General features: G+C 32.8%; 10 protein-coding genes, 2 tRNA genes and 1 pseudogene. 12 read left to right on the top strand and 1 reads right to left on the bottom strand.

Annotated elements, in window-relative coordinates; genetic code table 11:
• Nucleotides 1-70 precede the first annotated feature (70 nt).
• From BKH41_RS08735 to BKH41_RS08725, 3 genes are all read left to right on the top strand, one after another.
• A complete protein-coding gene (locus BKH41_RS08735; protein WP_095299100.1) occupies nucleotides 71-382 on the top strand; it encodes a F0F1 ATP synthase subunit C in 312 nt (103 codons plus the stop codon).
• Between the two features lie 29 nt (nucleotides 383-411).
• Nucleotides 412-496, top strand: a tRNA-Leu gene (locus BKH41_RS08730).
• 21 nt (nucleotides 497-517) lie between these two features.
• Nucleotides 518-604, top strand: a tRNA-Leu gene (locus BKH41_RS08725).
• Between the two features lie 136 nt (nucleotides 605-740).
• On the opposite strand, the gene BKH41_RS08720 is transcribed toward BKH41_RS08725, so the two are convergent.
• A complete protein-coding gene (locus tag BKH41_RS08720) occupies nucleotides 741-2,036 on the bottom strand; it encodes a type VI secretion system domain-containing protein (RefSeq protein ID WP_095299098.1) in 1,296 nt (431 codons plus the stop codon).
• A gap of 173 nt (nucleotides 2,037-2,209) precedes the next feature.
• Here BKH41_RS08720 and tssM point away from each other — a divergent pair, with 173 nt between their 5' ends.
• The 9 genes and pseudogenes from tssM to BKH41_RS08675 form a co-directional block, all read left to right on the top strand.
• Nucleotides 2,210-5,791, top strand: a complete 3,582-nt coding sequence (gene tssM / locus BKH41_RS08715) for a type VI secretion system membrane subunit TssM (protein ID WP_095299096.1) — start codon at nucleotides 2,210-2,212, stop codon at nucleotides 5,789-5,791.
• 12 nt (nucleotides 5,792-5,803) lie between these two features.
• Entirely contained in the window at nucleotides 5,804-6,730 is a 927-nt protein-coding gene (locus tag BKH41_RS08710; protein WP_095299094.1) for a hypothetical protein, read from the top strand.
• Entirely contained in the window at nucleotides 6,720-7,196 is a 477-nt protein-coding gene (tssJ, locus tag BKH41_RS08705; protein WP_095299092.1) for a type VI secretion system lipoprotein TssJ, read from the top strand. Before BKH41_RS08710 ends, tssJ begins: the two co-directional genes overlap by 11 nt.
• Nucleotides 7,186-8,577: a type VI secretion system baseplate subunit TssK gene (tssK, locus tag BKH41_RS08700; RefSeq protein WP_095299090.1), complete on the top strand. Its 1,392-nt coding sequence runs from the start codon at nucleotides 7,186-7,188 to the stop codon at nucleotides 8,575-8,577. The genes tssJ and tssK overlap by 11 nt, the downstream gene beginning before the upstream one ends.
• 11 nt (nucleotides 8,578-8,588) lie before the next feature.
• Nucleotides 8,589-9,371: a type IVB secretion system protein IcmH/DotU gene (gene icmH / locus BKH41_RS08695; protein ID WP_180762797.1), complete on the top strand. Its 783-nt coding sequence runs from the start codon at nucleotides 8,589-8,591 to the stop codon at nucleotides 9,369-9,371.
• A 67-nt stretch (nucleotides 9,372-9,438) separates the two neighbouring features.
• The gene (locus BKH41_RS08690) at nucleotides 9,439-9,951 is read left to right on the top strand and encodes an Hcp family type VI secretion system effector (RefSeq protein WP_095299088.1); all 513 of its coding nucleotides are present in this window, start codon (nucleotides 9,439-9,441) and stop codon (nucleotides 9,949-9,951) included.
• An 86-nt stretch (nucleotides 9,952-10,037) separates the two neighbouring features.
• Entirely contained in the window at nucleotides 10,038-12,662 is a 2,625-nt protein-coding gene (locus BKH41_RS08685) for a contractile injection system protein, VgrG/Pvc8 family (protein WP_095299086.1), read from the top strand.
• A 61-nt stretch (nucleotides 12,663-12,723) separates the two neighbouring features.
• Nucleotides 12,724-14,529 carry a hypothetical protein gene (locus BKH41_RS10160; RefSeq protein WP_257875452.1) on the top strand — a complete coding sequence of 602 codons (1,806 nt, stop codon included), beginning with the start codon at nucleotides 12,724-12,726 and terminating at the stop codon, nucleotides 14,527-14,529.
• Nucleotides 14,459-15,638, top strand: a pseudogene (locus BKH41_RS08675) (hypothetical protein); the annotation flags it as partial. The gene BKH41_RS10160 and the pseudogene BKH41_RS08675, both read left to right, overlap by 71 nt.

Here is a 15,638-nt window from a genome sequence, read left to right as displayed (position 1 = left end):
AGATAATCGAATTTCAAAAGTTTTAGTAGGGGATGAATCCGAACGGGCTTAATTTTTGCAGGAGTTTAAAATGAAAATTTTGTTTATGATGTTTTTTGGTATGATAGGCTTTATATTTGCCAACGATCTTAGCGGTATAGATATGATTAAATCGTATTCAATCGCAGGGGGCGTGATCGGATTGGGAATTGCTGCTCTTGGGGGCGCTATTGGTATGGGACACGCTGCAGCTGCTGCGATTTCAGGAACTGCTAGAAACCCTGGTATCGGAGGAAAACTTCTTACAACGATGTTTATTGCTCTTGCATTGATTGAAGCTCAAGTTATTTATACTTTAGTTTTTGCAATTATTGCAATTTATGCAAATCCTTTTATAGGATAAATTCCAATTTGCCCCTTTTAGGGGCTTATGCGCTGGTGGTGGAACTGGTAGACACGCCATCTTGAGGGGGTGGTGAGGCAACTCGTGCGAGTTCAAGTCTCGCTCAGCGCACCATACTTTAATTTATTTATAAATGCCGAAGTGGTGAAATTGGTAGACGCGCTAGACTCAAAATCTGGTAGGGGCAACCCTGTGTCGGTTCGAGTCCGACCTTCGGCACCACAATTTCTTTTTATATTCTTTTATAATTAATTCATACTTTTTTATCATTTTTAAAATTCGCATTGTTTGGTACTCTAAGATTATTTTTTGATTGATTTTTAATCTTCTCATAAAATATGACAACTTTTTATCATTCTTATTCTCCATCAGAAGCTTTCTTAATCCTTGTATAGGTTTCTTCAAGCCAATCTTTAAGAGATGTATTTTCAAGAATTTTTACAATTTCAGCATAAATTATTTTGGCACTATTAAACATTTTATCTTCCCATAAGGTATCAGCAATCTTAAGTAAGGAATTAACTTTTGATCGAATTGAATGCGGTGCTATATTCATATCAATATCTTTCAGTTTAGATTCCAAATCTTGCTTTACAAACTCTTTTTTATCAGATTTAGGTACAAGTTTTTGATCGATGGTATGATGAAATAAATCTTTGAAATATGAATAATCTTCTGGGGTTAGAAAATTTTTTCCATTATTGAATTTGAGTTCAAGCAAGTTTGGTCGGCTTTTTTGAAGTCTTAGAATAATCCCTGTAACACTTGCGGCAATATCAAAAAAATAATTTTTTTTCAGAAATTCAAGAAATATTCTTTGTCCTTCAAACCAAAAGGGATTAATGACAAGATTGTCTTCAAGCGACATTAGTGTATTTAAGTCAAATTTATGTGCTTCATAAAAAATCTTAGTGATATTTTCTTGAGGATAGGGAATTGAAGTTATTTGATTTTTATGTTCAGGCATAGTTATGAGCCTACCCCACGTTGCCTCAGCATATAATACGAAAGGAATAGTTCTTTCAGGATCATCTTCCAAGAATTTTTGAGCTAAACTCACAAAATATTCTCTATACTCCCTGTCATTTAATGCATTTAAATCGTTGATTTTTTTGGGAGTTTTAAGGACTTGAGGAGTTTCTATCTGAACTGATGAGGTTTCTTGAGGAGGATTTGGGATTGATTTTGTAAGTTCGGGGAAGTTTTTGCTATATTGCATAATTATTCCAAGAGCTTTTTCAATCGTTTCAAAAGCTTCTTCTAAAATATAAAGACGTCCCTCATTTATTGCAGAGACTAAAGTTTCAAGTGCGTTATAAAAAAATTTTTTCTGGGTACTTTTTTCTTTTTCACTTAAATTCGAAATTGATTTTTCCCAAACAATTGCGTAATGATTCAAAACATTTGCAAGAGTATTTGTTTTGGAAACTTCATTTAAAGAAATACAAGCAAGGATTAAATATTGCAATATTCTTGTATCTAAAGTGGAGTGGCTTAAAATCTCTAAACTGTAAGCATATACAGAATTCCAATCAATACTCTCGTGAGCAAGGGTTTTATACTTGCTCATTTCTTCTTGAATGCTGTTATAATTATTCAAATTTTCAAGCTTTGTGTCAATGACAATGACCAAAGATTCGGAGTGATGCGTCATTTTTTTCCTTGTTTTTAAGCCATTTATAGAATTACAAGAGAAATTCTATAGTTTTATTTCTGAAATCTTTCATTAAGATTTTGCTAAGATTAGCCTAAATTAACCTTTTTGAAAATCAAAAAAGCGCTTAATTGCTATTAAATTTTGTATTTTAATTTTTAAGGACTGATTGGATGTTTAAAAAAATCAAAAATGTTTTATTGTCAAAAGTTTTTATTATTATTTGTGTGATGTTTATTCTTGTTATTTTGAGTTTATTGTTTTGGATTTATGGCTCTTTAATTGCTTTCAATGATATTCACATTTTTGGTAATAGTTTTTTGAGAGGAGCTATTATTGTTTTATTGTGGATATTTTTATTTATTATATTTTTATTGAAAAAAACTATAAATTTTATAAAATCCATTAATAATGAAAATAAAAAGAAACTTCAAGAATTAAAAAATGAAGCCAAAGAATTTATCAAAAAAACTAAAAGAAATTTCTCCATCTCTTTTAAGGATGCAAAAAATACTTGGAAGAAAGAAGTTAAATTTGGCAATATCCCTGTTATTATGGTTATAGGGAATGAGAGCGCTGGAAAAAGTTCATTTATTAATTATTCAGGGATGGATTATCCTATCAGTGACAGCTTAAATCTATATAAAAAGACTCATTTATCTACAAGGAATTTTAGCCTTTATATATCCAAAAAAGGAGCATTGATAGATACTGAAGGAGGTTATTTTGTTCAAGAAGAACATTTTAATCCTGAAAATTCTGATGAAATGCCCGAAGATGATTTGATAAAAAATAAAGATTTTCTGCTTAAAAAAATCGTCTGGAAATCTTTTCTTAAATTTCTCAATGCAAGAAAATTTTATAAAAAATTAAATGGCATTGTTCTTGTTATTGATACTGAAGCGTTGCTAAACTCAAGCAAAGAAGAATCTGAAAATATGGTTCGTTATTTTGTCAGACGTATCGGGGAGTGTGAAAGCAATTTAAATTTAAATCTGCCTATTTATATTGTTTTTAGCAAGTTGGATCTTATAGAAGGAATGGGCGAATTTTTGAAACACTACAGCGATAATATTGCGCCAAAACCTTTGGGGATTACTATACCCAAAGGTTTTAATAAAAATAATAGCCACAAGGAGTTTTTTCACCAAGAATTTAAAGAATTAAGCGATTCTTTGATGTATTCAATTATGGCTAAAAATAGTTTTTCATATGATATTAAAGAAAAAAGAAAATCTTATTTATTTTTGAAGCAACTTGATAATATTTTTAATATTGCTCAAAATTTTATTGAAAAAATAAATATTGAAAATATGCTCAAAAATAAATCTTTTTTGCGAGGCGTTTATTTTGTGAGTTCATTTCAAGAAAATATTCCTAAAAATTTCTTACTTGATGCAGTCTGTTTGAAACACTCTCTCAATCCTGTTGTTACAAAACCTGCTAACAATATCAATAAACAGAGTTATTTTATTAAAGCTTTACTTGAAGATATTGTTTTCAAAGATAAGGCGTTGAGTCATTCTATTTTAGGTAATATTGGAAGAAAATTGAGCGTTTTTGGCTTGCTTCTTGGAATTATAGTCATTACTTATGGCATTAGCACTTACTATCTAGATAGCAAAGAAATTCAAAAACAAAATCTGACCAATACGCTGACAGATTTAAGTTCTATTCTCAATGAAATAGAGAAAAAGTATCACGCTTCTTCTATCAAAGAAAAGGCAAGATACATTCAAGATCTCAGGAATATTCTAATAGAATACCCACAGCTTTTTGAGGACAAGTCTTATTTTGACTATATCTTTTTAAACATATCTTATAGCGGTTTGAAGCCTGCTAGAGAGCTTTATGCCAAAATGGTAGAAAACTTATTGCAACAAACGCTTGTAGCAAGCTTGGAAACAAGTATTAAACAAGAAAATGATGGGGGCAGGCTTATAAGGGATTTGTACGTATATCGATCCTTATATGACAAAGCTCATTTCAATAAAGAATTGATTCGAGTATGGGTGAAAAACAATTGGAAAGGATTTGAAAAATATCAAATCCCTCAAAACAACTTTTTAACCTATCTCAATGATTTATCAGACAAATCAGTTTTTACAACTTCAAAAGAAAACGAACAAATTATCGCTTTAGGTCGGGAAAAATTGGATAGATTCACGCGAGCGCAGAGACTTTATTCGCTGCTTTTTTTTGCAATTTATAGCGATAAAAGCAATGTCTTTTACAATATGAAAGAAGACATAGGCATCTCATTTGATGATGTTTTTGATACAAGCTCTACTTCAAAGAAATTTTATTTGGTTGAGACAGCTTATACTAGGAATGGAATCGAAAATCTGTTATCAAATATTACGAAATACATTTCTGATACCGCCAAAATTGAAACTTGGCTTCTTGGTGCCCAAGCCTCTAAGGCTGATAATGATGAAATATCATTGTCGATGGGGATTATCAAGCTTTATTTGCAAGAATACCAGCAAAAATGGCAAAATATTCTTGATGGCATCAAACCCAAGCCTTTCTATACAAATGAGGTGGGATTGATTGAGCTTGGCATTCTCTCAAAAAAATCCAATCCAATAAAAAATCTTATTGGTATCGTGAGTAAAAATACCAAGCTTGATGATAATGCTCTATTAAAACACGCTTCCAACTTGGGATTGCCCACAGCTGAGATAAAAAATAGCTTTGTGTCTCTTGCCAATGCCTTTGATATTTATCACAAAATGGCAGCCCAAGACTCCCTATTTACTTCAGGAATCAATACACTTGGTTCAAAAGTCGGCATGGATGTTTCTCATCAAAGCATTATGGATAATTTGAGTGTAGATATTCAAAATATTTATAAAAAAATCGTTGATTTCACTTCCGGAAATGGAAATAGTGAAGAAAAAATCCTTTATGCACTCAAAAAGTCAAACATTCAAGAGGACCCTTTTACAAAACTCAATGCCGATGCTTCATCTCTACCTAATGAACTTGCTATTTATTATGAAGATTTATCTGCTTATGCATGGAAACTTATTGAATTAAGAGCTGGAATTGAGCTGAATAAGGCTTGGAATAAAGAACTATATTTGCCTTTTATGAATGAAATCGCATCTTATTATCCCATCAATATAAATTCTAAAGAATCAATGAAAATGGATATGCTTAAGAATTTCTTTGGAAAAAATGGCATTTGGAATAAGTTTTTTAGCAAATATCTCAATCAAGTCCTTATCAAGCGTGGGAATAACTACTATATGGATCCCAATTATGCTTCAAAACTGAATTTTTCTCAAAATTTTTTAAATACAGTCTCGAAAATGGCAATCATATCAAATGTAATTTTGAACGAAAATGACAATCTCAATATTAATTTTTTTATCAAAACAGCAGGTTTAAGTGGAGATTTTGGAAGCATTGCTATTACCTATGATGATAAAAAAATGATATATGATCAAACCTTCCCTTCCAAGCTTGATATAATTGCAGATAATTTTAAAGCTTCAACCAAATTCAAAATCAATGCAATCGATTATAAAGGCGCAATCAAATATTCTAAAACTTATGAGGGCGAATGGGGATGGCTGAGATTCTTACAAGATTCAAAAAAAGAACAAAACAGAATCAGATCGTTATATTTTAATAACAATAAAAATCTTTATTTTGATTATTTTATTGATGGCGGAGAAGAAGTGGTGAATCAGGCATTAGCAATATTGCCTAATCTTGTCTTACCCCAAAGTATATCGGGAGAATAAAGGAAAATTATAATGGAAAAATTTTGTATAGAGGTGCAAAACCCTGAAAATATTTCAAACACAACACCTTCTTATTGTATCTTTGAGAAAGATGGGGGGATTATCGGATCGGGAAAGGGATGTTATTGGGAACTTCAAGATGAAAATGGAAGTATTAATGAAAGACACGTTGCAATTGCTTTCATCGAAGATTGTTTCACGATCGTTCCTATTGAGGCTTCTGATATTTTTTATAACCATTCTTTCTCAAGACTTGGCTATGGTCATCATGTTTCTATTAATATGGGAGACACGTTTCAAATTGGGGATTTGATATTGACAATCAAGCCTGCTAAAGCAGTTGTGAGCAATGCTAAAAATACGAATTCGATTTTGAAAGATATCGATCAGCAAACTGAACTTGATGCAATAAAAATCACTGATAAGGGTAAAGAAGAAAATTTCACCCTCAAAGAAGAAAATGATAAAAAAGAATTACTTGACAATGCTGATATTTTGGAAATTTTTCCCCAACAAGAAAATGAACCAAAAGCTCCATTTAACGCGATTGGGTTGGAAGAACTCATAAAGAGTGAGCAAATTTCTGTTAAAGCTTTACTTGAAGTCATCGCCAAGACCATAGATAATAGAAAAAATAACTTAAGATTTTCTAAACTGCCTATTCCGCAAGAATCTCTGCTTTCAATCGGAGATTTTGAACATATCATTTCAAATTTTCCTATGATTCAATCTCATACGGTTTTAAATGTGGTGGTTTTAAGCTTGATTATAAAAGAACTCTCAAATCCCATTCTTGAAGATATTGAGGAAAACTATCTTGAAAAACAACTTTCCGGACTGCTTATGAGTGCTGCAAATGGGGATTGTTCAATGATTGAAAAGCTCCTTTTAAGAGCTTTAGAAAAATATCTTTACCCAAAGGATTTTAATGCGTATTAAAATATTCTATCTGAGTGTATTATCTTTATTTTTTTTATTTTCAGGCTGTGGCAATGTCAAACAAATTGAGATTTTCAATCAAAAAAATTCTAATTTAAACTATAAAAAGGATGAAATTCCTATAACCATAGTTTTTTATGAATTATCTAATATCACAAAGTTCAAAGAGGCATTCATTCAAGATTTAATTGAAAGAGAAGACACAATTTTAGGAAAAGACAAAATAGATTCTATAAAACTGCAAATGATTCCTGATGACAAAATAATAATCACAGCCATTAAAAAGAAAGATGTTCCTTATATAGGAATTTTGGCCATTTATGCTGATGTCAAAAATAAAAAGATTAAATCAGCGATTAAAAGCAAAGAAATTCGAGGGAAAAAAATCACCTTTGAAATTTCTAAAAAAGGCATTTTCATAGAGGGAAATAAAAATAAGAAAAAGGAGTTGATAAATGGCAAATAACCTTAAGGTTGTATGGCTCAATGGTATGAATGTGGATAGAGTGCATTTTGAACAGCAAGAAAGATATCTTGAAAGAAATATCAATCAAAAAACGATTATGGCTCATAATAATCTTTATGGTATCAGTAAAATTGAATTTTCCGCCGAAATGCTTTTGCAGGGAAAAATTGCGCTTTCCAAGATTTCTGGAATCAGTATTGATGGAAGCGTTTTTAATGCGCCAGATGAAGATTTTTTACCTGAACCTCTAGATCTCAAAGAAGAGGCACTTGCAGGCTCTGTTATTGTGCTTAAAATCCCTGCAAGTATCGATACTAAAGCGGATTTGTCGGTACAGAATTCTATTCCTGATACCAAGTTTTTATCTACTCAATCTGTCATTTCTTCAAAAATATCTGATGATACAAGCGCGAATAATTTAGGCTCTATAGAAGACAATATGATTTCTTCAGTTCATTCTCAAGAAAAAATTAACGTTGTTTTGGCAAGCCTACGGCTTTCTTTGGGTATTAAGAGTGCCAACTCTTCTGATTATTCTGAAATACCAATTTGTAGGATAGGGAGTGTGAGTGTCGATAAAAAAATCACTTTAGATGATAAATTTATACCAACGATGCTCGATATTTCAAAACTTCCCATCATTAAATCTTATATTGATGAAATCGTTTATTCAATCAATCAGCATAAAAGTCTTTTAAATCAGAGTTTTAAAGGTCTGAGTCGCACCAAAAATATTTTAGACTTTTCCACATATCTTTCTTTGTCAATATTAAAAAAGTGGTATATGATTTTTTCTTATATTAAGAATAAATCCATTTTGCATCCTGAATATTTTTATGAAAAACTGATTGAATTTCAAGCCGATTTGCTTTCTTTTGGAGATGAAGATCAAGCACAAGAATTTATCCGTTATAACCACGCTGAAATCACAGATTCTATCATTCCCTTGATCAATATAACCAAGATGTTATTTTCCAGAACCACTACGCCAAAATACATTATGCCAAATGTAGTGGATAATCAAAATGGATTCTATGATTGTATTTTTGATAATGCAGGTATTTTGCAAAGCTCAATTTTAATTTTAGCTATCAGTGCTGATGCGGGCTTGGAGTATTTGGTGAATAATTTTAAAACGCAAAGTAAAATTTATACACCAACAAAAATTCGTAACATTGTAGCCTCACAGCTTCGAGGTATTAACATTGAACAGCTTTCAATCGTCCCCACTGACATACCGCATATGAATAATTATGTTTATTATCAGATAGATAAAAGCGATAACAATTGGTTGGCATTCAAAGAAGAAAACACTATCAGTATTTATGTTACCAATAAAATTCCCAACGTCGATATAAAAATGTGGGCGTTGATTAAATAAAGGATAATTCTATGACAAATGCGATGTCTAATAAAAATAATCGATCCAATCAAACCAGTTTGATCGAATCACTTCAATGCATTGGATTAGAAAAAAATCCTTGCGTGGATTATTCCCTTTCGCTAATGCTTTTGGCTTATCGTTTGAGCAAAATAACCTCTATAGACAATAAAAATATAGAAGAAATTAGAGAAAAAATTATCAACGATATTCTTTATATGAGCTCTAAATTATCTAAACTTAGGCTTTATGAAGAGTTGGATATTAGCAGACACAGGTATTGCTTGAGTGTCTTTATTGATGAGATGGTAATGAAAAATGATGCTTTCATTCAAAGCTATTGGGCAAACAATACACTTTCCTCAAGATTTTTTAATGAAACCACCGGAGGTGATAAATTTTTTGGCATTCTTTATAAGTGGCTTGAAAATCCTGATAGAAACAAAGATATGCTTGAGTTTTGCTATGCGTGTATTGTGCTTGGATATAAAGGAAAATATGCATTGAATGAAGATGGCGACAACAAAATGATTTATTTGTGTGAAAATATCGCTTCAGCACTCACGCCTACGATTAATTCCGATGAAGAAACAGCCTTTAAAAAGGCCTATAGGGATTTTAAAAAGGACACTTTTTTATCTCGAAGGGGTGAGGATGTTTTTAAATATTCCATAGTTGTTCTACCTGTTTTGATTGTATTGATCGTATTTATTATTAGTTTCTTAGATATCAATAATCAATCGCGAAATGTCTCAAGTCACTTGACAAATAAAATTGAAATGATTACAATCTAGAGTCACACTTTATTATTTGATTAAAATAAAGAATTATAAGATAATTTATCCATAGGAGATAATATACATGGCACAGCCCGCATATATAAAAATTGAAGGTTCAACACAAGGTTTGATTTCAAGCGGAGCTTCTACGGAAGCTTCTATAGGTAATCGCTATCAAGCAGGTCACGAGGATCAAATTATGGCTCAAGAAATCAGCCATATCGTAACCGTTCCTTCAGACCCTCAATCAGGTCAGCCTTCCGGTCAAAGGGTGCATAAGCCATTCACATTCACAACTTCTCTAAATAAATCTGTTCCTCTTTTGTATAATGCTCTCACAAGGGGCGAAAAACTTACAAAAGTAGAGATCCAATGGTTTAGAACTTCTACAACAGGTGGTCAAGAACATTATTTCACTACGGTGCTTGAAGATGCCATCATCACAAATATTGATTTATTAATGCCTAATGCTCAAGACAAAGACAATAATGACAAAACAGAACTATTCTCCGTCAGTCTGAATTACAGAAAAATCACTTGGGAGCATGTTGCCGCAGGAACCTCAGGGAGTGATGACTGGAGAGGCGAAGCCTGATCTATTCCAATTAACTCATATCTAAATCCAGTGCGAAATTTTCACATCTGTATCGTTTAATTTATCTCTAATTAACAAGGCTTCCAATGACCTTCTTAAAGCCATCTCAAGGAGATTTTTCAAATCCCTTGATGTCTTCTTTTGCTTCTCTTGTTATCGATTCGATTTCCTTAAGCGTTTCCTCGCTCGAAATTAAAGAATCTTTATGGGAACTTTTTGACATTGAATGCGATTGTTATTATGAGGGTTTGGAAAATAAAATCCATCGCCCCAATACTGATTGCAATCAAATCTTAGAGGAAGATCAAGAAAAATTTTACACTCTTTTGGATAAAAATGCCTCGCTTACCATCAAGGGGAATGAGCATTCCAAGAAGCTTCCTTTGCTATGTAAGGATTCTCAAAATTCCTCTTATTCTTCCAAGCTTTTTGAGGGAATTGTGGCTTCTTTTTCTTTTTTGGGTAGCTCACAAGACGAAAAAAGCAAGGCTTTTAAAAGAAAATATTTTTATAAGATACGCATCACATCTCCGCTCTTTCGTCTCTCTTTCAATCAAAACTATCGGATTTTTAGCCGACAAAATGTTGTTTTCGTTCTCAAATCCATCCTTTCTTTGAATCAAGCTCATTTGAACAAAGAAATCGACTTCAGCCATCTCTTATGTGATTATCCTCCTAAGGAATATATCACCCAATACAATGAATCTGATTTGGACTTCTTGAAGAGGATTTGCTTCAATGAAGGGATTTATTTTTATGAAGATGGTCAAACTCTCTATTTTTATGATCAAGTCTCCTTAGGTGCTCAAGATGTTCAAACCTCAATGACCCATAAGCCCCCTCAAGGAAAAGAAAAATCTGGCGAATTCGATCTTTCTGATAATACTTCTACCTTTGCCTGTCATTCCTATCCTTTCAATCCTAATCCCAACAATCCTGACCAAGAAGCTTGCATATTCAGTTTTTCTCAAAACAGTGCCATTGCCCCCGATCTGTTTTATCTCTCTTCCTATAGCCGCACAGCTTCTCCTATTTCCATCCCTTCAGGAAAATCTTGGGGTAAAGAAGCTTCTTCTCTTAAGGCCCCCTATGTCAAACATTTCTATAAATCCGACCTTTCTGATAATTCCTCTCTTCTTAAAAGAGAAGCTTCTCTTTTAATCTCTCAGGAAAGAAGTTTGAGCCAAACTTTTAGTATCCAAAGCAATATCCCCGATATTAAACTCAATGACTTTTTAGAGATTACGCTAGAAGGAGTGAGCAGGAAAGACAAATCTTTGGATTTTATTGCAGGCATTTATCAAGTCATTCAAATTTCTCATTCCCTCACAGATAGGGCTAAAGATTCCTCAAGTGTCTATGCGGAGAATCTTAACCCTCCCTTATCTCTGTATCAAAACACTCTTACGTTGATTCGACAAGGAAAAACCTTTGCTCCCCCTCCTATCCCAAAACCCAAAATCTATGGTAGCCATATCGCCTTAGTCTTGGGTAAAACCCAAAATATTTCAGAAGAGCTCAATACGGTTGTTGCCGATGAGATGGGTAGGGTCAGGGTCAGATTCTCTTTCTTGAAGTTCCAAGAAGAAATCGATGACTTGCATCACAACCCCTCAAGACAGAATCAAGCAGAAGCAAATCCCTCATCTTCCCAAGCTAATTCTTCTACTTTAAAGGATAAAGACTCTAAAGAATACAAAGATTCTTTAAGTCAATCCCATCCTTTTTCTTACACTTTTAGCTGTTATCTCAAAGTCGCTTCTCCGTTTGCAAGCACCAATCAAGGCTTCCTTTCTTTGCCAAGAGTAGGGTCTGAGGTATTGGTGAGCTATTTGGATGGAGATATCGACCAGCCCATTATTACAGGTTCAGTTTATAGCCCTTTCAATAAAGGGTTATCCCATCCCCAAGAAGCCCATAAGACTTCCTTAGTTAGCAAGACTATAGGGAGAGATCAAGATGGATATAATGAAATTTCTTTCTCTAATCTTCCTTCGGAAGAAAAGATATTTCTTAAAGCTCAAAGAGATTATCACGAAGAGATACAAAACAATTTTTTTCAAAATATTTTAGGCGATAAGACTTCCAATATTTTAGGTATCCATACTGAAAGTATCTTGGGCAATCGTTATCAAATCCTTGCTTCTGATGGTTTTACCCAAATATCGGGGAATGCCTTTTGTCGCATTAATGGTAATCAAGAAAGGTTTATCGGAGGCTCTGTTTCTAACACTATTGAAGCTAATAATACTTCATTTGTTCATCAGGATAATGCTGTTTTTATCGGAGGAAATGAGCAAAAAGAAGTGAAGGGAAATAAAGAGAGTGATGTAGGAGGAGAGTACCAAAGGAGTGTCGGTAAAAATGAAATGGTGAATATTGGAGGGGATTATGTGTTAGATGCGCTGCAAAAATGCGAATTGACTTCTCAATCTCAAATCAATTTGCTTGCAAACGACAATATCTTGTTGCGCACTTATCAATCTTTGGGTTTGGAATCTAAGGGAGAACATTCTGTAAAAGCTAATAGTTTAAATATGAGTATTGACAATGTTATCCATCTTGCAGCAGGCGATCAAATCAATCTCTCTGTCGGCTTCACGCAAATTCAAGCAGATAGTGATAAAATCATTCTTAAAGCAGGAGGAGTCGAAGTGGTGATTGATGCTAAAGGACTTAGAATTAAAGGCGGGATCTTAGATGCAGAATAATAGATGTCAAATAAGCAAAATTCAAAATAAAACCAAGACAAAAACCCAAAGCTAGCCTTTAATGAACTATTCAAATAAACTATTAGAACTCCATATCAAAGCCCTCCAACAAGACGCAATCACTCCCATTCCAAATGCAATCATAAGAGTTTCAAATCAAAATATCGGGCAAGAAAGCCTCACTAATGAAGATGGCATTGCTTCCTTTAAATTACCTGAAAAAGAAAAGATGAATCCTTTTTGTGTCACTATCAAACATGAAGACTATCTACCTGAAGCATTTCCAAATGTCTCTATTTTTTTAAATAATTTCTTAGGTACACATAATACTCAATCCTTAAAATTCCGCAGTGTCTTTAACCCTAAAACTCCTATTCGAGAAATATGTTTGCAACAATCTATTAAACAACAAGACAATCAAGATTTTTTCCAAGCAGGAGACATTCTTTTCTTAGAAGCCAAATACAATAAAAATCTATTCAAAGACTCTCTAAAAAGACCTCTTGATCCAAAAGAACATATCTATTGGGCAGCACTCTTAATTGATTATGCAGAAAAAATACCCAATCAAGGTAATGTAAAACTAGATAAATATCGCAACATCGATCTTAAAAACTTCGCCAAACCTCAAACACAACAAACAAATCAAAAAAATGATTTGAATCTAATCAATAATCACAATACAAATTTAAGGTCTAGGATTGAAATAAATAAAAACAACCAATGCTTACATTTACAACATCAAATCATCTCTGTATTTGAATCAAAAGAAACTCCTTCTTTCAATAAGGATAAATACTTTCAAGGGGTTGCATTCACTCTTGAGATTCAAAAAGAATGGATAGGCAAACAATTGATTATTTTTGCTTTCAAAGATAGTCCCAATTGGCAAAATATGAAAATTTTTAAACTTTCTCAAATAATTTTTTTAAAAGAAATGATCAAGAGTGCATTGCTAAGCAAGAAACTTAAAAAAAACATAGAAGAATATGGGGAGGAAGCAGATAAAGACACAATAGGAAAAAATAAGAAAGAAATAGATGAAAATAAAACAGAAGAAGATAAAAAAAATTATCGAATCAAATCTAAACTCATCACTGAAATCCGTGATGAACTCAATCGAAAGGATGCAAATGGTATCCCAATGTATGCGATCTATCATTTAAAAACGCTTAAGTCTCTCAATCATTTCTTTGCACAATGTTATGTAGAAGTTGGAAATGGAACATTTACTATGGAAGAGAATTTGGATTACAAAGTTGAGGATTTAAAAGATAATTCTAATTTTTCAGAAGCGCAGGCAGAAGAATACGGACGCAAGGAAGTTGTTAAAAAAATCAATGAGGAAGTTGATCGGAAAGTCAATAACAAAGTTACTGAAGTTACTGAAGTTACTCAAAAAGCCGATCAAGAAGCGATTGCCAATATCAAATATGAAGGAAAAATAGGTAATGGTGACGCAAAATCCGGTGATGGTTATAAATTTAGAGGTAGGGGACTTGCCCAACTCACAGGCAGGGGTAATTATGAAAAATTTAATACATATGCCCACAAACACAAATGGGTAGAAGAATCAATTAATTTTGTTGAAAACCCTGATTTATTGATCACTAATGGCAGATATGCCCTATTATCTGCAGTATGGTTTTGGAATAAAGAAGAACTTTATGAAATAGCTGATGCAGATGATGGAAAAATGTCTCCTTATACTTTTAAAGACGAATATGGAAAGGAACACACTATTCAAGTCAATGAAGCACTTAGAAAAATCACTTGCAGGATCAATGGAGGAAAAAATGGATTGGAACATAGACAAAAAGCTTATGAGAGAATCAAAAATGATGGAGTATTTAATGCTTTTAAATAACAAAAACAAAAATCTTATCAATCATCCAATGATACGATACTTATTCAAACTAATGGCAGTGTGTTTGATTGCTCTAGGAGTATTGAACATAGCTTATGGAGAGAAGATGAGTCTTAAAAAAGCAGAGGCGGAATATTATTATATTGTGGAGGGTAAATCTGGTTCTAGTTTTTCTCCAAGCTTCATGTGTTCTGAAACGTATCAAAAAATAAATGATCCATTACTTCAAAACAAACGAGCAAATGAAGCAATCATTTGTAATGTCAATCATCTTTCCTTTCAAGATAGTTTCTTCTCTTCTTTCTATCAAGCCATCATCGAAGGAAATCCAAAACTCAAAGCAAGAGCCAAGAAGATTATGGAAGCAATGTTAGATAAAAGAGATAATCAATGCAGTGCTAGTGCTTATGAATTTATCAAAGATAGCAATATTTTAGGACGTCCTTTTGGTGGTGCAGCCCAAATGGGGACTTCTAATTGTATCTCTAGAGTCTATGATGATTTTATCTATCAAATGGTCTCTTTTCTTTATGAGAATGACAAAACTTTATTTGAAAGAATATTTGGAAAAGATAAATTTTTCTCTGATTTTATAGAGAAATATCCAACTTATAAGAAACGCGATTACGATGAAGAGGAACAAGTACGTGGAGATCCTAAGATGCAAAAACTCTATGATGACTATGGTGATGAATTTCAAAAAACACATAATGGCTTTTTTTGCAGCATTGATTTTGATTGTTTCTACACACTTTTGATTGCTGATGATCGGTTTAATGCCTACATTGGAAGACTTAAGATTGTATTTAAGGGTGAAAAAGATTATGTTAAAGCGCGGGTGGAATATGACTCATATGGTTCATATCCTCCAAGCTTTCAATGTAAAGATAAGGCGTATTACAAGGATCTTAAAGAACTCATAAAAACAAAAAAAATAAGTGCTGAAGATATGATTTGTAGTTCTGATGATTTTGCTTTTAAAGATAATCTCTTCTCTTCTTTGTATCAAGCCATCATCAAAGGAAATCCAAAACTCAAAATGGAAGCTAGAAACATTGCAAGGGAAATGCTAAAAGAAATGGATGGTAAATGCAGGCTTGAAGATGATG

The sequence above is a fragment of the Helicobacter sp. 12S02232-10 genome, from assembly GCF_002272895.1.
Classification (GTDB): Bacteria; Campylobacterota; Campylobacteria; order Campylobacterales; family Helicobacteraceae; genus Helicobacter_J.
The sequence above is the reverse complement of the archived record's forward strand: the minus strand, read 5'-3'. Positions and strand labels throughout refer to the sequence as shown.